Annotated in this window: 17 protein-coding genes; 7 read left to right on the plus strand and 10 right to left on the minus strand. The window is 45.3% G+C overall.

Features of this window, described 5'->3' with window-relative positions; translation table 11 throughout:
* Positions 1 to 20 precede the first annotated feature (20 nt).
* The 3 genes from NCI00_RS13865 (at position 21) to NCI00_RS13875 (ending at position 2,912) form a co-directional block, all read left to right on the plus strand.
* The gene (locus tag NCI00_RS13865) at positions 21 to 1,304 is read left to right on the plus strand and encodes a sterol desaturase family protein (RefSeq protein ID WP_253528527.1); all 1,284 of its coding nucleotides are present in this window, start codon (positions 21 to 23) and stop codon (positions 1,302 to 1,304) included.
* A gap of 108 nt (positions 1,305 to 1,412) precedes the next feature.
* Positions 1,413 to 2,186: a trypsin-like serine peptidase gene (locus tag NCI00_RS13870; RefSeq protein ID WP_253528529.1), complete on the plus strand. Its 774-nt coding sequence runs from the start codon at positions 1,413 to 1,415 to the stop codon at positions 2,184 to 2,186.
* A 21-nt stretch (positions 2,187 to 2,207) separates the two neighbouring features.
* Positions 2,208 to 2,912, plus strand: a complete 705-nt coding sequence (locus NCI00_RS13875) for an SDR family NAD(P)-dependent oxidoreductase (RefSeq protein ID WP_253528531.1) — start codon at positions 2,208 to 2,210, stop codon at positions 2,910 to 2,912.
* Positions 2,913 to 2,948: 36 nt separating this feature from the next.
* Here the strand turns inward: NCI00_RS13875 and lolA1 are convergent, their stop codons facing one another.
* The 4 genes from lolA1 to NCI00_RS13895 form a co-directional block, all read right to left on the minus strand.
* Complete coding sequence (lolA1, locus tag NCI00_RS13880) at positions 2,949 to 3,578, minus strand: outer membrane lipoprotein periplasmic chaperone LolA1 (RefSeq protein ID WP_253528533.1); 630 nt, start codon at positions 3,576 to 3,578, stop codon at positions 2,949 to 2,951.
* 181 nt (positions 3,579 to 3,759) lie between these two features.
* Positions 3,760 to 6,288, minus strand: coding sequence for an FtsK/SpoIIIE family DNA translocase (locus NCI00_RS13885; RefSeq protein WP_253528535.1), 2,529 nt, complete (start codon positions 6,286 to 6,288; stop codon positions 3,760 to 3,762).
* 171 nt (positions 6,289 to 6,459) lie between these two features.
* Complete coding sequence (locus NCI00_RS13890) at positions 6,460 to 7,512, minus strand: quinone-dependent dihydroorotate dehydrogenase (RefSeq protein WP_253528537.1); 1,053 nt, start codon at positions 7,510 to 7,512, stop codon at positions 6,460 to 6,462.
* Between the two features lie 76 nt (positions 7,513 to 7,588).
* Positions 7,589 to 9,334 carry a hypothetical protein gene (locus NCI00_RS13895; protein ID WP_253528539.1) on the minus strand — a complete coding sequence of 582 codons (1,746 nt, stop codon included), beginning with the start codon at positions 9,332 to 9,334 and terminating at the stop codon, positions 7,589 to 7,591.
* Positions 9,335 to 9,437: 103 nt separating this feature from the next.
* On the opposite strand from NCI00_RS13895, the gene NCI00_RS13900 reads away from it, so the two are divergent.
* Positions 9,438 to 10,592 (plus strand): acyltransferase family protein, encoded by a 1,155-nt coding sequence (locus tag NCI00_RS13900; protein WP_253528541.1) that lies wholly within the window; start codon positions 9,438 to 9,440, stop codon positions 10,590 to 10,592.
* On the opposite strand, the gene NCI00_RS13905 is transcribed toward NCI00_RS13900, so the two are convergent.
* Positions 10,581 to 11,387: a polysaccharide deacetylase family protein gene (locus NCI00_RS13905; RefSeq protein ID WP_253528542.1), complete on the minus strand. Its 807-nt coding sequence runs from the start codon at positions 11,385 to 11,387 to the stop codon at positions 10,581 to 10,583. The two genes, NCI00_RS13900 and NCI00_RS13905, sit on opposite strands and share 12 nt — an antisense overlap.
* Before the next feature lie 133 nt (positions 11,388 to 11,520).
* Between NCI00_RS13905 and upp the strand changes: the two genes are divergently transcribed.
* The 3 genes from upp to NCI00_RS13920 are packed head-to-tail and all read left to right on the plus strand — an operon-like array spanning position 11,521 to position 15,727.
* On the plus strand, positions 11,521 to 12,165 hold the full coding sequence (upp, locus tag NCI00_RS13910; RefSeq protein ID WP_253528543.1) for a uracil phosphoribosyltransferase: 645 nt from the start codon (positions 11,521 to 11,523) through the stop codon (positions 12,163 to 12,165).
* On the plus strand, positions 12,131 to 15,271 hold the full coding sequence (locus NCI00_RS13915; protein ID WP_253528544.1) for a sensor histidine kinase: 3,141 nt from the start codon (positions 12,131 to 12,133) through the stop codon (positions 15,269 to 15,271). The genes upp and NCI00_RS13915 overlap by 35 nt, the downstream gene beginning before the upstream one ends.
* Positions 15,272 to 15,301: 30 nt before the next feature.
* Positions 15,302 to 15,727, plus strand: coding sequence for a barstar family protein (locus tag NCI00_RS13920; protein ID WP_253528546.1), 426 nt, complete (start codon positions 15,302 to 15,304; stop codon positions 15,725 to 15,727).
* Between the two features lie 63 nt (positions 15,728 to 15,790).
* Here the strand turns inward: NCI00_RS13920 and NCI00_RS13925 are convergent, their stop codons facing one another.
* The 5 genes from NCI00_RS13925 to NCI00_RS13945 all read right to left on the minus strand — a co-directional run bounded on the left by NCI00_RS13925 (position 15,791) and on the right by NCI00_RS13945 (position 21,621).
* Complete coding sequence (locus NCI00_RS13925) at positions 15,791 to 16,144, minus strand: YraN family protein (protein WP_253528548.1); 354 nt, start codon at positions 16,142 to 16,144, stop codon at positions 15,791 to 15,793.
* Between the two features lie 32 nt (positions 16,145 to 16,176).
* Positions 16,177 to 17,052, minus strand: a complete 876-nt coding sequence (locus NCI00_RS13930) for an AraC family transcriptional regulator (protein WP_253528549.1) — start codon at positions 17,050 to 17,052, stop codon at positions 16,177 to 16,179.
* A 1-nt stretch (position 17,053) separates the two neighbouring features.
* A complete protein-coding gene (locus NCI00_RS13935) occupies positions 17,054 to 18,937 on the minus strand; it encodes a monovalent cation:proton antiporter-2 (CPA2) family protein (RefSeq protein WP_253528550.1) in 1,884 nt (627 codons plus the stop codon).
* On the minus strand, positions 18,934 to 19,500 hold the full coding sequence (locus NCI00_RS13940) for an NAD(P)H-dependent oxidoreductase (protein WP_253528551.1): 567 nt from the start codon (positions 19,498 to 19,500) through the stop codon (positions 18,934 to 18,936). The genes NCI00_RS13935 and NCI00_RS13940 overlap by 4 nt, the downstream gene beginning before the upstream one ends.
* A gap of 210 nt (positions 19,501 to 19,710) precedes the next feature.
* Complete coding sequence (locus tag NCI00_RS13945) at positions 19,711 to 21,621, minus strand: AAA domain-containing protein (RefSeq protein ID WP_253528552.1); 1,911 nt, start codon at positions 21,619 to 21,621, stop codon at positions 19,711 to 19,713.
* Positions 21,622 to 21,858: the final 237 nt, after the last annotated feature.

Below are 21,858 nucleotides of genomic sequence, written 5' to 3' on the forward strand. Positions count from 1 at the left end.
ACCTTTGAAGCACAATACGAATGGAAACCTACGGAAGAATTTTGCTCATTGCCATGCCCATTTTTTTGGGGTTGGTTTTACTGGAAAAAATCTACGGTTGGGCGGTCAAAAAACAGCCTTTCCGCACCATGGATATGCTTTCGAGCATGAGTTCTGGCTATACTAATATCATCAAGGATGTGTTGGGGCTGAGTGTTTCTATTTTAACGTACGGTTGGATGGTCGAACACTGGGCCATTTATACCATTCAGTCCACGATTGCCACTTACGCCGTGGCGTTCATCGCGCTTGATTTTTCGGGCTATTGGGTTCACCGTATGAGTCACGAAATCAACTTTTTTTGGAACAAACACGCCATCCATCACAGCAGCGAAGAGTTTGATTTGGCCTGTGCGCTCCGGCAAAGCATCTCGTCGTTTGTCAGTTTGTTTACCATTTTTTTGCTACCAGCTGCGTTGTTGGGCATTTCGCCCACGGTCATTTCCATTGTTGCCCCTTTGCATCTTTTTGCCCAGTTCTGGTATCATACCGTGTATATCAATAAAATGGGCTTTTTAGAACACATCATCGTCACGCCTTCACACCACCGCGTGCATCATGCCATCAATCCAGAATATTTGGATAAAAACCACGGACAAATCTTTATCATTTGGGATAAACTTTTTGGAACATTTCAGGAAGAATTACCCCACGTTCCGCCCGTTTACGGCATTACACGACCAGCCCAAACGTGGAATCCCATTAAAATCAATTTCCAACACCTATGGCTACTCATTCAGGATGCATACCGAACCGACAGTTGGCGGGATAAACTTCGTATTTGGTTTATGCCCACAGGTTGGCGCCCAGCTGATGTTGAGGAAAAATACCCCGTTTCTAAAATTGATGACCCTTACCATTTTGAAAAATACGCCACTAAAGCCTCCACTGCCCTTTTAGTTTGGACGTGGGTTCAGTTTTTGTTTACGTTTGCCCTCATCAATTATTTTTTTATGAACATTGCCAAAATAGGCACGCCCAATATTTTTGTGTACGGTGGCTTCATCTTTCTGAGCGTCTTTGCCTATACCGAACTCATGGACCGCAACCCCTACGCCTTGGCATGGGAAGGACTCAAAAACGGCATAGGGCTTTGGTTGATTTACACAACCAATTGGTTCGGAATAGGGGAGTCACTGCCGTGGATTACACTCGTTCTGAGCGCCTATTTTGTCGTGGCTACCATCATTACGGGCCTCTTTATTTGGTTTGACATTCGCAAAGATGCCACCGCTCAACCTGAAAAGAGATGGGCAACTGCCTGATAATCTTTGGCCCGGGCATGATTTTTTAGTGAACTGATTAGTAAAACCGCTTGTTGTTATCAGTTCACTAATCGGTTTGCCTCACTTTGCGGCAAATACTTTACAATTATGAATCGTTTACGGGTTGAAAATTCGGGATTTGCTCCCTACCGATATATATGCCTTTTAGAAATTTTTCGCGTTGACTTTGAAGGAAATCCTCTGCCCTACGTCAGTCGCTCGACGGGCTTTTTGGTTGACAAAAATGTTATTGTTACGGCGGGACATTCGCTGAATGAAACAGAATCACGCATCAGTCATTTTAAGGTGTATCCCTTCATCAATGCGGTGTTACCACCGCATATCTATTGGGTAGACATTCCCCCCTTCACGTTTAAAATCCACTCAATTCCTGACTACAAAAATCCAAATTGTTACGTTAAAGACGATTTTGGCGCAATAATGCTTGATACGGACGCCGTTTATCAGCAGATGGGAGGGCACTTTGATTGGAACGAGAACTACTTGGTAGCCGAAAATTTAACCGAAAACAGCCCCATTCACATCGCAGGCTACCCCATCGACAAGGCTGATTTTGAGATGTGGAGGGAAGAAGGCCGAGTCATTGAGGTTACGAAACACTGCCTTATCCATTCATTCACCACGACCCAACGAAACAGCGGCTCACCAATATGGATTGAGCACCAAGGCCGATTCATGGTCGTGGGCATACACGTATCTGGCAACGCCGCCTCTTGCGGCTACCGGCCCGAAAACCGTAAATTCGGAAGCGCCGTGTTGCTCACCAAGCACGTATTTGATACAATTTCGGGGTGGATAGCTTCTCGTAATCAGACTTTTTCGCAACAGTCTTTTAAACACTCTTCGTACATATTTGGTTAAAATGACAAACGTAAACTTACTATGTCATTTCAGGGAAAGAATATTTTGATTGTCGGGGCAAGTTCAGGCATTGGATACGCGCTTGCCAAAAGATTGGAAGCCGAAGGAGCTGTGCTTTTTACCGCCTCGCGAACAGCCCCCGAAAATCTAAAAAGTCAACACATCACTTGGGACGTAACCCAACCAGCCACGGGTATTTTTGATTCCTTGCCTGATATACTTCACGGAATTGTGTATGCTCCGGGCACGATTTCGCTCAAGCCCTTTCAGCGCTTTTCGACGGCCGATTTTCAAGCCGATTTTCAAATCAATGTGTTGGGCGCAGTGGCCGTTTTGCAAGCCAATTTAGGCAGATTACGTAAAGCAAACGGCGCATCTATTGTGCTTTTTAGCACGGTAGCGGTACAGACTGGTATGGGATTTCACGCGTCAATCGCTACTTCCAAGGGGGCAATTGAAGGACTCACGCGTTCGTTGGCGGCAGAATTTGCAGCAGCCAAAATTCGCTGCAATGCCTTGGCACCTTCACTCACTGATACGCCTTTGGCGAGCGGTTTGCTTTCGAGCGATGAAAAACGGGAAGCCTCGGCCAAGCGGCATCCACTGGGGCGCGTTGGCACTCCTGATGATGTAGCATCGGCCGCAAAATGGCTGCTTTCTGACGAAGCAAGCTGGGTAACGGGGCAGATAATTGGCGTAGATGGAGGCATCGGGAAGTTGAAATAACTCCCCGATGTTATTTTTATAAGAAGTAATTCTGACTTATCGAAGGTCAATTACCTCTACCCCTTTGAATTGGGCAGGGTCAAAAGCGAAGAATTTATCTTCTACTTTTACGTTGGGCGTAAGCTTATCCACTTTAAACGTCAGGCGCTGTCCGCTGCGCTGGATTACTTTCCAACTTCTGACGGATTTGTCTTTTTTGTCTACTTTAATCTGAACTTTAGACACTTTACTTTCTTTCTTTTCGGGCGAAAGCTCTACTACTTCATACACGCGTCCGCTTTCGGTTACTTCTTCGATAAACACGTATTTGTAGCCTTTTTTGTAGATGGTATACACCTTCGTCGGGTCAATGTCGCCTACTTCTTTGGGGTCGTAGGTATTGATGGTCGCTTCGTTGCTTTCTTTGATGTAGGTGGTCATCACCTTGCCATCATTGAAAATTTCTTGGCCAGCCATTTTCAACCGAAACTTCGTTCCTTTTACGGTCGCGTCCCCTTTCAGGGTTTCTTTGGAGCCTTCATTGGTATACGTGAAGGCAACCTTGAACGAGGTCATTGTTTTGTACTTATTGCTCATCGCGTCTAAGATAGCGGTGGCACGTTTGTCATTTTGGGCTTGGAGGAGCGTAGTCGCAAAAAGCGATGCTATAACCAAAAAGTTTCTCATTTTCTTAGGTTTAATTACTCTTTTTAGACAGTTTTTCCTTTTGATGGTTTAAAAACTGTACCGTAATAACAAAATATACGTTGCAAAGTTACCACAAGTCCGTTAACAAGCGACAAAACCTTTACAAACAGCTACGTGCTGTTCGATGAAAACGTCAAAGGCTGGCTTATACTTTCTTCAATTAAAAGTTTTTAAGCATTTGTTCCAACGATGCAATATCAGTAATGAGTACTTCACGCGCTTTGCTTCCCTCAAAAGGCCCCACAATACCCGCCGCTTCCAGTTGGTCCATGATGCGCCCCGCGCGGTTGTAACCCAGTTTAAGCTTGCGCTGAATCAACGATGTACTTCCCTGCTGACTGATGACAATAACCCGCGCGGCTTCATCAAACATAGAATCACGGTCAGTCAGGTCAACGGCTTCGCGGTCGGTTTCTTCATCGTCTCCGCTAAATTCGGGCAGATTGTAAGCCGACGGATAACCACGTTGGTTTCCGATAAAATCACACACTTCATCAATTTCGTCGGTATCGGCAAATGCACATTGTAAACGAATCATGTCTGAGCCCGACGAAAGCAGCATGTCTCCCATACCCACCAGTTGCTCAGCTCCGCCCGTATCCAGAATGGTGCGAGAATCTATTTTTGAGGTAACTCTAAAAGACAAACGTGCGGGGAAATTGGCTTTAATCAAACCCGTAATCACGTTGACGGAAGGGCGTTGCGTCGCCACCACCAAGTGAATACCAATGGCCCGCGCCAGCTGCGCCAAACGCGCAATGGGCTGCTCTACTTCTTTGCCGGCGGTCATCATCAAATCAGCCAACTCGTCGATGACCAGCACAATATAAGGCAGGAAACAATGCCCGCGCTCAGGACTCAACTGCCGTTGCGTAAACTTAGCGTTGTACTCTTTGACGTTGCGAACGCCCGCTTCTTTCAACAAATTGTAGCGATTGTCCATCTCAATACAGAGGGAATTGAGCGTATGAACCACTTTTTTGGTATCCGTAATGATGGCTTCTTCGCTGTTGGGAAGCTTGGCCAAAAAATGCCGCTCAATTTTGTTAAACAAGGTCAATTCCACCTTTTTTGGGTCGACCAGTACGAATTTTAGCAACGCCGGGTGTTTTTTATAAATCAACGAGGCCAACAACACATTCAACCCGACTGATTTTCCCTGCCCCGTGGCCCCCGCCATCAATAAGTGAGGCATTTTGGCCAAATCTGTGATAAAAAACTCGTTTGAAATGGTTTTTCCTAAGGCAACGGGCAAGTCAAACGTACTTTCCTGAAACTTCTTACTCGCCAATACCGACCGAATAGAGACCATTTCGCGGTTTTTGTTGGGCACCTCGATTCCGATAGTTCCTTTGCCGGGCATGGGCGCAATGATACGAATCCCCAACGCCGCCAAGCTCAACGCAATGTCATCTTCTAAACTTTTAATTTTGGAAATACGCACCCCCGCTTCTGGAATAATCTCGTAAAGCGTAACCGTCGGCCCAATCGTTGCTTTGATGCTGGCAATGCTGATACCGTAGTTACCGAGCGTTTCTACAATCCGGTCTTTGTTGGCTTCCAACTCTTCCGCCGTTACTTTTGAGCTCCCTTCACCGCGATTATGCAACAAATCAAGCGTTGGGAATTGGTAATTAGGCAAATCAAGCGTTGGGTCATAAGGCCCGTGCTCGGCTACCAAATCGTTGGCTAAGTGGTCAGCATTCGCAAAGGGTACTACGGGAATTTTTGTGGTTGTTCCTGAAACGGGTATCTCATCCGCTGGGCTTTTCTCATCTGTCATCTCATCCGCATTTTCAACAATCAGCGTCAACCCACCAGAGACTGGTTTGGCCGCTGCTTTTCCGTTGGGTAGGTTCCCGTTCAATTCAATCGTTTTAGCTCTTTCAGCTTCAACGGTCACGGTTTCTTTTTTAGGCTGCGCAACGGCGGGAGCCATCACTTCTTCCTCCTCGTCTTCTACGGTTGGTTCAGGATATTTATCTTCTTCCGAAACCACTTCCAAATCAACAGGCCTTACTCTTCTTTTGATGGGGTTCTCAAATCGGTCGGCCAATTCATCAAATGAATTAATGCCGTGAAAATACACCAGCACCGTTCCGAAGCCCCCCAAGACCACAAAGAAGCTACCCCAGCCGATGTAATGGTCTAGTAAACTATTGATTTCGTAGCCGATTCCACCGCACAGAAAACTCATCGAACGCACCGAATCCGTTTTTAAAACGAGAAATCCGAAAAACAGACTAAGCAAAAAAATGTACACTAAGGTGAGTTGTGTGGTGCGTTGGAGTGGTAATAATTCACGCTTTTGCGCAATTTTAAAACCAATCAGAAACAGCAAAAACGGGAACCCTAAGGCCGCTATCCCAAACCACCGAAAGATAAAAAAGTGGGAAAGCAACAGGCCAAAAAATCCCATTCCGTTTTGAGTCTCCCGGGAAGAGATGCGAAGTTTGGTGGTAAAAGCAGAATCCACCACGCTTTGGTCTGCCGCACCCGTAAACAGATACCACACAAAGGCGCCCAGCATGTACAGCGACAAAAACACCAATGCCCAACCCCACATTTTTTGTTTGCGCGGATCTGAAGGCATTTGCTTAAACGGGGCTTTCGGTTGCCCCATCTCGCTGCCGGCAGTGCTTTTTCGCTCACGCTTTTGGGGCGTTGAAGGAATAACATTCTTAGCCATCTATGAAAAAAAGGTTAATGTTTATCAATGAATCGTTAATGAGCGCAACTATCAAAAACCGATCAAAACGAAGACAGCCAGTGCGTACGGGTTCCCTGCATCATCCAAGATGATGTATTCAAGTAGGGGGTATTCATGCGCAAGCGCTTTTTATGGGGTAAAATTGAAGCTCTATTTCAAGGATTTACAAATCCGCTTGGCCAAGGCCGGTCCTTCATAAATAAAACCCGTGTAAATCTGCACTAAACTCGCTCCTGCATCCAATTTTTCGCGGGCTTCTTCTGGTGAACCAATCCCTCCTACGCCAATGACGGGAAAGGAGTGATTTGACTTCTCGCAAATATAACGAATAACTTCGGTCGAACGATGTGTCAACGGGGCTCCGCTTAGCCCACCAGCTCCGATTTTTTTTAGGGTTTCGTCGTCGGTTGCCAAATCTGCGCGACTAATTGTCGTATTTGTGGCAATAACACCCGCTATTTTTGACGTAGTGACAATCTCGATGATATCGTCTAATTGGCTATCCGTCAAGTCGGGAGCAATTTTAAGAAGAATGGGTTTAGGGGCCTTTCCTACTACGGATGATTGCCGATTTTCCAATTCTTGACTTCGTTTCTTTAAGGCCAGCAAAATCTTGGTCAAAGGCTCTTTTTCTTGCAAATCGCGCAGGCCAGGCGTATTGGGCGAGCTTACATTCACCACAAAATAGTCAACGGTATCGTAAAGCTCGTCAAAACATTTGAGGTAATCGTCGAGGGCATTTTCGTTGGGCGTCACCTTATTTTTACCAATATTTCCCCCAATCAGGATGTTGGTTTTACGTTGACGCAGTCGCTTGGCCGCCGCCGCCGCTCCCTGATTATTGAACCCCATGCGATTGATGAGCGCCCGGTCGGGCTTCAACCGAAATAACCTTGGTATATCATTTCCAGGTTGGGGCAAGGGCGTTACGGTCCCGATTTCAACAAAACCAAAGCCCAAACACGCCATCTCTTCCACTAGCTCCGCATTTTTGTCAAATCCAGCAGCCAAGCCTACGGGATTTTTAAACTTCAGGCCAAAAACTTCCCGCTCCAGCGAAGGGTCTTCATAGGTAAACAATTGCCTGAACAAAAACGGAACGCCTGGAATTTTAAACAAGAATTGGAGGGTTCCGCACACAAAATGATGCACCTGCTCGGCATCAAAGCGAAACAAAATCGGAAGGATGAGCCACTTATACATGGCCACAAAAGTAATAAAAAAATAATCGTCGGACGGTTTTAAACCGTCCGACGATTGGATTACGGCCAATTAATCCTTAAAATACCTGTTGGCGATAAGGGATATTGAGTCGAATCCCAAACGTAGCCGAGGTTGTACTCAAGTTTTGAGATTCCAACGGACTCTCCTGTTGGCGTACCATCAATCGACCATCGATGAAAAAATTATGTTTGAGCATATACGACATCCTCATGTCGGCAAAAGTGGTGTTGACGGGCGTTCCCTGGCCGATAAAATTGCCTACGTCCCGCGCCCGAAAGTCATCGTAGGGGCGATAAATATTGCCGCCATAATTCCATGAATCCGAATCTACGCCTCGCTTAGAGTAGGTAAACGTACCGTAAACCGTCAAACGGCGTGTGGGCTGATAGCGGAGTAAGCCCACCACTTCCCAAAAATTTGCCCCCAGCGGGTGCGCCAATGATTGGTCGTAATGCACGTAATTATTGAACCCATTTTTGTGCGAATACGTAAAAGGACGCGCCACATTGTATTCGGCCTGTAAATCTAAGTTCTTGATACCCAAAGCATCCACGTATTTAAGACCCGCCTGAAATGCATATTTTTTACCCCAAGAACCATTTTTCCCAAAATATTCGGATGTTTTGAACTCATCCAACATGAATTGGCTATAAAATCCAAAGTGTTTGAGAAAGTTCCAACGAAAATCCACCCCCAGCAAGGCATTGTCGGAACTGCCCAAATAGGTTTCGAGGTAGCGGTAAAAGATGATAGGATTGAGATAATTGAGGTCAAAGGTGTTGTTTTCTCTCCCAAATACTTCCGCCTCATAGATACCCAAACTGATGTTTTTGGATAAGTTGATGCTGAGGTGGTGAATAGCGGCAAATTTTTTGTTGATGGGCTCTTCGGGCCTCCGACCCACTTGGTTGTAGAGCATATTCGCCCAAAGGTTGGTGTACTGGAATCGCCCCAGCTGTGTCGTCATTTTTAAGAATAAGTACGGCGAACTCCAGTCCGAGAGCAACATAGAGCGGTATCCGCTCCCCATCACGTTTTTATCGTGTCCAAATTGAAGATTGATTTGTTTGATAGGATTGAAAGTAATGTATCCCCTGGCCGAGATAAAATCTACCCCATACGTGCGGATGCTTTTGACAAAACTTTCACCGGGCAATACATACAGCGGATAGCCCAAATAGATTTCTCGAACGTTGAGGGTATAATCTCGTACATACTTACCAAACATTCCTTGCGTATCGGTAACGTAGGTATAAAAACCCAGTTTTTTACCAATAACGCCTCGCATCTCAACCCCCCGTGCCGTCAGCCACAAGTAATCTTTGGAGCTGTTTTCTCCGCCTAAAATCAAATGCGTGACCGGGCTTAAATGCAAATCTAAATCCTTGTTTTGAACAGAATAAAAATCAGAAGGCCGCTCGTAAAAACGTTTCATAAACCGTTTTTGGCTCATTGGCGTTTTGTTAGTAGACCACTCCCAGTTATCCTGCCGTAAATAATGAAGATTAAAATAGTCTATGTCGTTGAGCGGCATGGTACGGTCAGCCTCGATACTGTCTAAAAGACTCACCACCGCCTTGCGCTGAAATGGCTTCACCCCAATATGAAAATCTTCGGACAAGCGGCCCCGACGAATTTCAAAACGGTCAATCAAATGATAGTAGTCATCATTGAGTGGCACAAACTGTGATTGGGCAAAAGAAGGTATTTGTAAAACCAACAACCATAAGAAACCGTAGAAGCTACCCCGCACAAAACACCGCTCTTTTTCCGTGCTTCTTCCCTGTTTCCGTAATCCCATAAGCAGTAGTAATTGTCTAAAACTCATATACGCTGTTAAATTATATCGCTACTTGGCGCAAATTAAGTTATTTTTGTAGCTCTTTAAACAATAGTTTATCCTCTTGAGTAAGTCTTCAAATACCGTATATTTTCCAAATCTTAACGGCGTGCGCTTTATTGCCGCCTTTTCGGTACTCATACACCATATTGAGCAAGTCAAAGAAGTGTTCAAAATTCCGCATTTTTATGATTATCACCTCATAAAAAGTATGGGAAAATTGGGGGTTGATTTATTTTTCGTACTGAGCGGCTTTTTGATTACCTATCTTTTGCTGCACGAAAAAGGCCGTTTTGGGGCCATCAATACCCGTGATTTCTACATTCGGCGTATTTTGCGGATTTGGCCACTCTATTTTTTAATTGTCATTTTAGCTTTTTTTGTCTTTCCTCATATCCCCTTTTTTGTAGCACCAAACAACGAGATTTCGTTCATGGCCCACAATTTTTATGAGCGTTTGTCACTTTTTTTGATTGTTTTACCCAACATTGGCTTCATCCTTTACGGCTCGCCTTACTTATCGGCCCAAACCTGGTCCATTGGTGTAGAAGAACAATTCTATTACCTCTGGCCTTGGATTATTCAACACCTGAGCTGGAAACGCCTGTTAATTACACTAACCGTTTTTTCACTGGGAACTTTCGGTGTGTTTTATATTTATTACTATTGGGTGGGCAATACGTTCTATGCAAACAACGTGCCTGAAATTATTAGATTCTTTTTCAGTCAGTTCCGCATTTTAACCCTCGTCACCGGGGGCGGCTGTGCGATGCTGGTCTACTACCGCAAAGAAAAAATCCTCAATGTACTTTTTCGCAAAGATGTCCAAATCGTAGTTTACGGTCTGCTGCTTTTTTGTCTTGCTACGGGTGTTCACATCAACCACGTCAACTTAGAATTTTACGGGCTATTTTTTGCGTATTTTATTCTCAACGTTTCGAGCAACCCCCGCTCAATTGTCAACTTAGAATACGGCTGGATTTCGTACCTCGGTAAAATCTCTTACGGACTTTATATCTACCAAACAGCTTTTATTGTGTTAAGCGTCCACCTCATTCAATGGGCTTTTGGCAAAGACTTACCGCACCTTACCTTCAACCTCATTCTTTATCCGCTGGCTACTTTTCTAACCGTTGGCGTGTCGTCATTGTCGTATCACTATTTTGAAAAACCTTTTTTGAAACTGAAAGAGCGATTCAGCTCGCACTCAACGACTTGACAACTGAATCAGTTCCGCCATTTTGTACGATTTGAGGCCCATCCGTTGGGCTTCGGCCAGCACATTTTCCAACCGACTCACCGAAAACGCGTACGGCTCATCTGATGCCTCAAACAAAGGGCGGTGCCCCAAAAGCATCAGAACGGAGTGTGTATTTTTGGCACGAATCAAGCCGTCCTTCAATTGCGCATCGGTGATGTTGGTGTATTGATCAATCAACAGCGAATGTACTTTAGGGTTGCCGTCAAAATGGTAGTAAATATCGTCGATGGCAAAAACGGGCTGCCGAAAAGTAAGCCAAGACACCCGTCGCTCGGTCATGGACACATCACGCAACAGCGTAAAATAATCTTTCAACAAGCGTCGGTCCGTGTACCACGTTTGTTGACCGCCAACGTGCGCAAAAGTCACAGGCTTAAAGCCAGCTTTACGCATGGACAGCAGCTCGGCTTCAATTTCATAACGATAAAAATCCTCCAACGCTCCCCCGCCCCGCAGCCAATCCAACACCCTAATATGCGCGGCTCCGTGGGCGCCGATTTCGTGGCCGTCGAGCACCAATTGGTGCAACTGCTCAATTTCTTTGGGCGTAAGGCTGTCAAACTGCGTAACGTAAAAAGTAGCCTTGGCGTTGTATTTCTTTAACAAAGGCCGCAGGCGGGTCCATTCTTCTACGTAGCGATCATCAAACGAAAGCGCAATGCCCGCAGGCGGGGTGTTTGTGTCCAGCGTTGAATCTTGGCATCCAGATAGGCCCAAGCCAATAATTGGCAACAGAAGCAGTAGCTTTTTCATGCGTTTTGTGAGCGGAGATTTGGGTGGATTCCAAACCCTGTTCTATTTCACTTTGCTTTTCCGCGAATGAGTTCGTATTATCGTTGCTACAAATGTAACGCCACAAAACCAAACCGCCTATTTCCTCTTCATTATGTTTGTCCTTACTCAACAACCATCAATTGCTAATCATTTTTTAGCCGAGCTGCGCGATGTCAATATTCAGCAGGACCGCCTGCGTTTTCGTCGTAATTTAGAGCGGGTAGGCGAACTTTTGGCCTATGAAATCTCAAAATCGTTGCCGTATCGTCAGGTCGATGTTGTTACCCCATTGGGCAAAGCCTCTACGCGGTTGTTGCGACAACCTCCTGTGTTAGCCACAATTCTACGCGCCAGTCTGCCTTTTCACCAAGGTTTTCTGCATTTTTTTGACCAAGCCGACAACGCGTTTATCGGTGCTTACCGAGGGCATCACATCGGCGACGACGAGTTTGAAGTAGAAATGGATTACATCACAGCTCCCGATTTGCAGGATCGCACGCTGATTTTGATGGACCCGATGCTCGCCACGGGACGTTCTATTGAGAAAGTGTATCACGCCTTGTTGCGTTTTGGAATTCCCGCCCAAACCCACATTGCTGCCGTCATTGCCAGCCCAGAAGGAGTGTCGTATCTGCAAAATCGGATGTCTGAATGCCGCCTTTGGGTAGGAGCCATTGACGAAAAACTAGACGCGCGCTACTACATCGTTCCCGGTTTAGGTGATGCGGGCGACCTCTCGTTTGGCCCTAAACTATAACTTTTCGCTCATCCAAACCATGTATTTACGGGGCTATCACATCAAACTATTGTTTTTATGGTGGGGCCTCCGTTTTTCCACATTTGCCCAAATCCCATCACAACTCACCTTTGATAACTATACCCAACGAGAAGGACTAGCCTCCGATATTACGGTCGATGCCCTAAAGGATAAACGCGGTTTTCTCTGGATTGTAACCCGCAATGGATTGTGTCGTTATGACGGCCTTCATTTCAAAAATTACACCTATAACCCCACCGATATTCACGGTATCAGGGGGCGTAGACTCTACGCCATCACCGCCGACTCTACGGGCCGAATCTGGGTTAGTATGGAAACTGGAGTGTGCTATTATGACGAAACACACGACAACTTTCAGTACGTTTATTATAAAAAAAACAACGGGAGGTGGGTTTTTATGCCCATTCTGGCCGATGGCCCAAACATCTGGATAGCCGCCAACGGCGCAGGCCTGATGAAGTACAATTGGGTAAAAAAAAGACTCTTTGCCACGAAGCTAAGCGAGCGAAAAACCAACTATTTCTTACGACTTTTTAAGAGCCGTAAAGGAGACATTTGGGTAGGCACAATTCACAGCGGCTTGTTTAGGTATTTTCCTAAAACCAATACTTACAAGGAATACGCCCACCAAGACCCAAACACCGAATACAGCGAAAAAAACGAAATCAACAGCATCACGGAAGATGCCGAAGGTAAAATTTGGGTAGGGTCAGAAGGCGGAGGCGTTCAATCTCTTGAGGTAGAGAGTGGCCAATTTGCGTTGTATTTTCCCGAACAGAAAAACCTCAAAAAGCCATTTGCAGTCATAAAAAAGGTAGCATTTTTTCCTCAACTTACTGGCGACTCTATTTTATGGTGCGCCACCTTTGGCAAAGGGTTATTTACATTTAATATCCACACGCACGTTTTTACCAAAGCACTCGTCAATCCTCCCCTTGAAACGAATTTGGTCAGTCCATTTGTCAACAATTTTTACCTTGACAATCAAAAAAATCTGTGGATAATGACGCAAATGGGAGTCAGTAAAGTAGTTTTTGACGACAATCGAATTCGTTCTCTCAAGTTGCCTTTCCTACAAGAGCTGGGAAACCCTTACATCGACAACAGTATTTTTGAGCTAAAACCCGACCCCCACGATTCTAATATTTTGTGGATGGCTTCGTGGGGCTGCGGCGTGTTGAAATACGATTTTAAGCGTCAAAAACTACTCAAATATTATCTGAATACCGATGCCAACGTGGGGCACCGAAACCTGCGCTCGGTCTATTTTGACCACCGAAATCGGCTATGGGCAGGAACCGAAGACGGGCTTTTTTGGTATGACCCCGTTCATGATTCTTTTCAAGAATTTGCGCTTCAACCTTCCCATCAAGGTGCCAAGAAAGTAATTTATGACATCGTCTCCGACGCTTCTAATACGCTTTGGGTGGCTTCGAGCGGGGGCATTCTGCGCATTGATGCCCAAACCCAGCGCGTCCAACAGTTCAGCACGGAAGCGGGGCTTTCTGATTTTGTTGTCAACCGATTATTACTTGACAATCAACAGAATCTTTGGGTAGCAACCCGAAAAGGGCTCAATTATTTTAATACTAAAACGCACAAAATCACGCAGTTTATTCAGCAAAACCCTACCAACGACGACCTGAATGTGGTTTTAGGAATGGCTTTTGACCAAAAAGGCAAACTTTGGATTGCCGCGCGCGGCGGCCTTTCGGTGCTGGATGTTCCGCAAAAAACGTTTAAGAATTTTACCGAAAAAGAAGGTTTCAATGCCAGTCAGTGCAATGACTTATTTATTGATTCTGACCAAAATGTGTGGATAAGTACGCAGGGAAATTTGTATGTTTTTGACCAAAAAAATCGGAATTTTCGTCAATTTACGGTAAATGACGGCTTATTCGGCAGTTTTATGTACGACCGCATCAGCGCCGTTAATGGGCAACTTTTTGTTAATTTCATTGGGGCAGTCAGCTACTTTCGCCCTTCAAAGTTGCTCCAAAACCCCGCCTCAGCCCCCTTGGTTTTTACTGGTTTTAAGGTGCTGGAGCAGGAAATTCCTTTTAATCAAAACCAAGTAGCCTCCTCGCCCATCAATATTCATTATGACCAAAATATCATTACCTTTGAATTTACGGCCTTGGACTTTATTAATCCCCAAAAAGCCGTATTCAGCCATAAACTAGAAGGATTTGCCAACGACTGGTCAGCCCCTCACGCCAAGCATACCATTACATATACCAACCTCGACGGCGGAGACTACACTTTTTGGGTAAGAACACTCAATGATTCAGGAAAATGGAATGCCCCTATTTCCTTTAAAATATCAATTGAGCCGCCTTTTTGGAAAACTTGGTGGTTTCGTGCCCTGACATTGACGTCTCTCTTAGGGATTTTGTACTGGTTTTATCGGGCAAAATTGATCCAAGAACGCCGAGAAGCAAGCATTAGACAACAACGGGCTGAAGCAGAAAACAAGGCGCTACGGGCGCAAATGAACCCCCATTTTGTGTTCAATTGCATGAATACCATTGAGTATTATATACTTAGCAATCAGGCAGATAAAGCCTCCGCTTTTCTACAAAACTTCTCTCTTTTGGTAAGAAACATCTTAGAAAATTCACAGTATGACCTGATTCCGCTCACGCAGGAGCTGGATACGCTGAAACTGTACATTGAGCTAGAAAAAGAACGCGCCGAAGGGGCTTTTTCTTACGACATAACGCTGGATGAAACCGTACCTAACAAATGCCAACTGCCACCGTTGATTCTACAGCCGTTTGTTGAAAATGCCATACTGCACGGATTAAGGCACAAAACAAATGAAAAAGGACAGCTTTCCATTAGAATTTGGCAGGCCGATAAAAGCCTTTGGGTCGAAATTCAGGACAATGGTGTAGGCCGAAAAGCGGCCGCCGAAATTCATCAAAAACAACAGCGCAAAAAACAATCGCTCGGCATGAAAGTAACCGCCGATCGAATTTCGGCGCTTCCCACTACCGAAGGACAGCCTCGGGGGGCTTTTAAGGTGGAGGATATTTTTCCGACGGGTACGCGGGTTACGATTCAATTACCCCTTTATTTGTAAACAATAGTACAAATTTCAACTGATTAATTTATGGCAAACATTATCCTTTTGTCTTCCGAACAGGGCCTTACTAACTTTAAAAATTACAAACTCGCCCAAATCGACGGCACCAAAGCCCAAACATTAAGCGATTTTTACAACGAAATCGAAAAGGCCCTCAACCTGCCTGATTTTGAGCCAGATATGGATTTATTGGACGGTTTACTGAATGATTTATCGTGGATTAAACAAGCCAATATAGCACTCTACATCACACATTTTGATGCTTTTTTGGCCCGAGAAAAAGAGAAAAAGATGGTTGAACTGCTCAGCCTGTTGGATGCCACCGCCGAAGATTGGAAATGGCTCGACGATGATGATGACATCCCGAAGAAAAACATCAAAATTCTGATTCAACACAGCGAACGGGCAACGGCTATTTTAGAAAAAGAAGAAATCGCTTTTGTTACCATGTAAAAAGTGTGTTAAATCGATGGATACGGTCTGACGGTTCAAAACCGTCGGACCGTATCCATGGATTTAATAAAAGGCGTCTTCAATGTGCTCAATCCGGGTGGTATGCTGCGTAATAATGACCGAGATTACGTCAAAACGAATGTCACCCTGCCAGTCTATATCAAAAATATACTGCTCGGCGGCTTTCATGATGAGCCGGCGCTTGGTGGCATCCACAAACTCCTCGGGCATTCCAAAACTGACGTTGGTGCGGGTTTTTACCTCAACGAAGGTCAGGATTTTGTTCTTTTTGGCAATAATATCAATCTCCGAATGGCGAAAACGATAGTTACGAACCAAAATTTCGTAGCCTTTGTCCTGCAAAAAAGCCGCCGCTTTGTCTTCACCGAGCTTGCCAGTGTCTAAATGTTCTGCCATAATTTGCCCTGTTACGCTTGAGGGTTAATAATTTACTCCCCGCCTCTCATGTACACCTTCTGGTACTGCAAAGGTGACTTCCCCGTTTGGTTTTTAAACTGGCGATTGAAATTTGAGACGGTGTTGAACCCGCTTTCGTAACATATTTGGGTGACAGAATATTTTTCTTGCACCAACAGCTTGCACGCATGACCGATGCGAATTTCGCTCACAAAGTCCGAAAAAGTTTTGTTGGTACGACTTTTAAAGTACCGACAAAAAGCCGCTTCGGTCATGTTGGCCAGTGCAGCGACTTCGTTCAGACGAATCTCTTCTTTGAAGTGTTTCATCACGTATTCATACACCCGCTGCATCCGCTCGGTCTCCGATACTTTATGGGTATTGACGTAACCCACGCTCGTAATATACATCACTTCCGAAGAATTTGCCAAGTGATGTAGCGTGGTCAACAATTCTAAAATGGTCTCAAAACCTTGATTAGACGCAATTTTTTTGAGGTTTTCTCTTACCATTTGGCGGGCTGCTCCCCTGATGTCCAACCCTCTTTGCCCTTTTTCCAACAACTGTTTTAAAACGTGCATTTCGGGTTTATCAAAGAAACCCTCGCCCAGAAAATCTTCTGTAAAGTACGCCACGATGCCGTGGGTTTTTAGTTGTGAGTTTCCCTCAAAATACGCCCGGTCGCTCCGCCAAAGGTGCGGAATATTAGGCCCTAAAAAAACGGTATCACCCGCCTCAAAGTGCCTGATATCGTCACCAATGAAGCGCGTACCAGTTCCTTCAAGCACCGTAAAAAGTTGGTAATGTGGATGAAAATGCCAATTGGGGTCAAAATGAGCTTCTTGCAGCTCAATCGTCGTAAACGATGCCGATGGCAGTTGTAGTTCTTTTCTTACAGGAATACGCATCTCATTTTTTGGGGTCGTTTTGGGTTACTACTTGCCTTAAGTGTTCGCTGTCCCAGCTTATATCTGTCTCTTCTTTGGCCAGAAATAAGTCGTTTTGCAGGATTTGCTCCTGCCACTGTACTTGCTCACGTACCGATAATGCATACTCTTTCACATTATGGCGATTTTTTGATAGTTTTTCTAGCGATTGCTCATCATAATGAATAAATTTTTGTCCTTGCCGGGTGGCGGTGTATTTTCGGAAGCCCAACTTGACCATTGCATCCACCCCTAACCTAACCGCCGTATCGAGCGTTTCGCGGTAGATATGCTCCACGTGCATGTCCATAAGGTCATAGGCATCATAGCGATTGCGCGCCCGGGCAAAAATGCGCAGATTAGGATATTTTTTCTTGGCGGTTTCAACCAAAAGATGGTTCAGTTCTGGCGGGTCGATGGCCGCAATCAAAATGGCCGCTTCTGAAGCCCCAGCGGCTTCCAGCAAGTCCACTCGGGTAGCATCGCCAAAATACACCTCAAACCCCATTCGACGCAGTAAATCTACCCGGTCCGAATCATTATCTAAAATTGTAGCTTTGATTCCATTGGCTCGTAAAAACCGCCCGACTGTACTCCCAAAATGCCCAAATCCGGCGATGATTACTTTGTGTTGGGTATCAATCGTGTCAGACTCTTCCTGCTCCTCTCCCTTGGTTTTTACCCCAAAATAAGGCTCTATCAACTTTTCATTGAGCAATAAAACCAACGGAGTGGAAGCCATCGTAATGGCAACGACGGCCATCAGTTTTGCATTCCAAACGGCATCCAATAAATTAATTTGGCTAGAAAATGACAACAAAACGAAGGCAAATTCTCCCACCTGACTAAGTCCAAAAGAAAAGATGAGGTTTTGGTCACTGCTCATTTTGAACAGTTTGCCCGTAATAATCAAAACGATAAATTTTAAGACCAGTACCAACACCACCAGCAGCGCAATGGTGGCAGGGTCGCTCATGATTTGGTCAAAATCAATGGTGGCACCCACGCTCACAAAAAACAATCCAAGCAATAATCCCTTAAACGGCTCAATGTCGCTCTCCAACTCATGCCGAAACTCGGTATTGGCCAAAACCATTCCAGCCAAAAATGTGCCCAACGCAGGGCTTAATCCTACCGCCTGCATCAGCGCCGCTACGCCTACCACGATAAACAACGCCGCTGCCACAAACAACTCGCGCATTTGGCTTTTGGACACAAATCGCAGAAAAGGAACGACCAAAAACTTCCCGATTAACAGAATCAATCCCACTACTACAAAAACCGAAATCGCCTGAATCCAAGCGGGTTGCTCCGAAAAAAGCGACGCATGGGTCTCTGCCCCCGCATGTGGTGTACCCAAAAGCGGCAAAAGTGCCAAAATGGGAATGACGGCAATATCTTGAAAAAGAAGTACCGAAAACGAGGCTTCCCCAGCGATGGTTCTTGAGATATTTTTTTCTTTCAATGTTTGCAAGACAATCGCCGTCGAAGACATCGAAAACGCCAACGCCACCGCTAAGGCCATTTCCCACTGCCATTTCATCAACAGAAAACTGATAAAAAGCAAGACCGTTGTCCCCGCTACCTGAAGTCCTCCCAAACCGAGAATGGCTTTTCGCATTTCCCAGAATTTGCGGGGATTAAGCTCTAAACCAATCAAAAAAAGCATCATCACCACCCCAAATTCTGAAGCGTGCATGATGTCTTGCCCGTTTTCACCCACAAAACCCAACACGAAAGGCCCAATCAATATACCTGCTACCAAATACCCAAGCACGGAACTCAACCCGATTTTTTTGGCAATAGGCACAAGCACAATCGACGCCCCCATAAATACTAATGCTTGAAATAAAAATCCTGTGCTCATTTTGTGGTCGCTATTTTTTTGAGAAGATCATTAATGTACGTGTGTTGATATAGGTTTGGTTGGTATTGAATATCCTGCCAATTGTCTAAAAACAACCCAAGCTCAGTAGCATAGTCCGCAAAACCCTGTTTGTCTAAACGGTGGGTACCGTGAATCACAAAAGGAGGGAAATAATTCATCTTGCAGAGATTGGCCGTTTGTTCAAAAGGCCGAAGAAACTCTCTGATAGTAAACCGATTATGACCACTTTCTTGATACGCCTGTACACCTCCCCCTACCGTAATGGTCTGTAAAATAGATTTTCCTTCTAAGGCATCTCCACCTGGCCCATACGCCCAACCTACCTCCAGCACCATGTCTATCCATTGCTTCAACAACGGCGGACAACTATACCAATAAAAAGGATGATGCCAAATAATCATCTCGTGTTGTAAAAGGAGCTCTTTCTCGTACTCCACATCAATGTTAAAATCAGGATAGCGTTCATATAAATCATGAAACGTGACATCCTCTCGATCGGAGTACGACTTTAAAATCAAACGATTGGCTCGGGATCTTTCCAAAAGTGGGTGCGTGAAAAGAACAAGAACCTTATTTTTTTCAGGAAGCATGATTGAGTATATAAGGTATAATGGGTTGCGTAAAATCGGATGTAAAAGCCGAGGTGCTGGCTAATTCAACACAGTGTTTTTCATCGTTGTTAGCGAATATTGGCATTTTTTGCCACAAAAGAAAGAAAATCTCTTTTTTTCAGTTAAAATATAGTCATATTTCTACATCAATTCCCAAGCGCTCTGATACGCGTCGAGGCCTTCGACGTAGGTAATAAAATCGGCGTAAAACGGAAATTGAGCCAAGGTAGCGCTGTCGCCCACTACGACGAGTTTCTTGCGGGCGCGGGTCATGGCCACGTTCATCCGGCGGATGTCGGCCAAAAAACCAATGATTCCTTCGCTGTTGCTGCGGGTCATGCTGATATAGACCACGTCGCGTTCTTGTCCCTGAAAACTATCCACGGTATTGACGGCAATCTGAGCCCAATACGGTTGCAGTTCGGGCACATGGCTGAGTTGTTCGGCCAGTACCTGAATCTGCTGTTTGTAAGGCGCAATCACGGCAATACTCGGAAAAGTTTCACCCGTTTTTTTAGTTTCCCATTCGGCCGTAAGCAGCACGAGGTGCTTGAGGAGCAAGGCCGCCTCTTCAGGGTTGGTACTACTGGTGCCTTCCAACTTTTCTTCAAAGCCGCAACCAGCAGTGTCAATAAACAACAGGGGTTTATCGTCTGCAAAAAGCCGCCGCTGCGCCACCGACGCGTGCGCTTTGAGTTTGTTATGATAAAAGATTTGGGAAGAATAACCCATAATCTGCTCATTCATTCGGTATTGTTCTTCGAGCAGCGTAACGGCCTCGGGATGCGTGTTTACGCACTTTTCGAGCAACGTTGTACTCAATCCGTTTTTGGCCGCAGCATCCGATTTTATGGTGGGAGATAATTGGCAATGGTCGCCCGCCAGAATCACTTTTTGGGCTTTCAGCACTGGAATCCAACACGCAGGCTCAAGCGCCTGACCCGCCTCATCAATCACGACCGTATGATAACGCAACTCCCTGACGGTGTAATGATTAGAACCAACCAACGTAGCCGTAACCACCTGCGCTTTGACCAACAAATCATCGATGATGTACTGCTCAGTATTGCCCACTTCTTTCATAATCTTGTGGGCTTCGTCAAAAAGCAACTTGCGTTGGTCACGTTCGGATTTGCCAAAATTACGTTTATACTTGTGCGCCATGCCCTTAAACTCCTGCGCCTGTTTTTTAAGGCGCTTCGCTTCTTTCATTTGGGGGTGTTCGGCCATTTTGCTGTCGAGCGTCAGCGCCATCAATCGTTCGGTGACGCGGGCAGGATTGCCAACGCGCAGCACATTGAGCCCTTCTTCGTGCAGTTTTTCACTCAACAAATCTACCGCTGTATTGCTCGGCGCCACTACGAGCACTTTTTGATTTTCGGCCTTGACCAACGCCTTGATTGCTTGCACCAAGGTCGTGGTTTTCCCCGTTCCCGGAGGCCCGTGTACGATAGCAAGCTCGTTGGCACTCAAAATTTTATGGACGGCAGATTGCTGCGAAGAATTCAGTTTTGGGGCACTGAAGTAGGGAACCTGCTCTTGAAAAGTCGGCTTTTTTTCTCCCGTTAAAATATGAACCAGCCTCGCAGTGGGTTCGCTTGTGCTTTTGTCATACACCGCCGCCGCCTGCTTTAGGGCGGATTGCATTTCTTCGTAACTGTTATCGTCAAAAAGAACGTCAATGCCTAGTTTCCCATCCCTCGACCACTCTGGCAGCTCATCAGTGCGCAAGGTTATTTTCAGGCGATTGCCGTTTTGATGCGTTACGGTTCCTTCAACACGGTCATTTTTGGGGTCGTGGTTACAAAAAAATACGGCAGGCATCCCAAACCGAAATTGATGCGAAATATCTTGGTGAGTGGTGCGTTCGAGTTCAACGGTCAAATAATCTCCCCGGCTCATTTCAGATCCTCTGATTGCTACCGGATACCACGTCAGGCCGTTGGCCCGGCGCTCGGCCACGGAAGATTGCTCGGTGAGTTTACGGTACTGATTATGGTCTTCTTCCCGTTCGGTTTTTAATAAATCAAGCAGCTTTCTAAAATACTCCATGCCCAAAGGTACGAGATAGTGGCCTAAATGACGTTTTTAACGCGTTGATTTTTCCATTTATTGGCTTTTTAGGGGCTATTGAATTAACTTAATTTTAACAATAATTATATTCATTTATTTATTTTTGGTCAAAATTCAGTCAAAACAAGCAAAAGGAAGGGAAGTTTTTAGCATTATTTTACTATTATTTTGTACTTGAAATTTTTTGCCCCTGTCCATTCCTTTTCCGTATGAAAT

The organism is Runella salmonicolor (assembly GCF_024158025.1).
Taxonomy (GTDB): domain Bacteria; phylum Bacteroidota; class Bacteroidia; order Cytophagales; family Spirosomataceae; genus Runella; species Runella salmonicolor.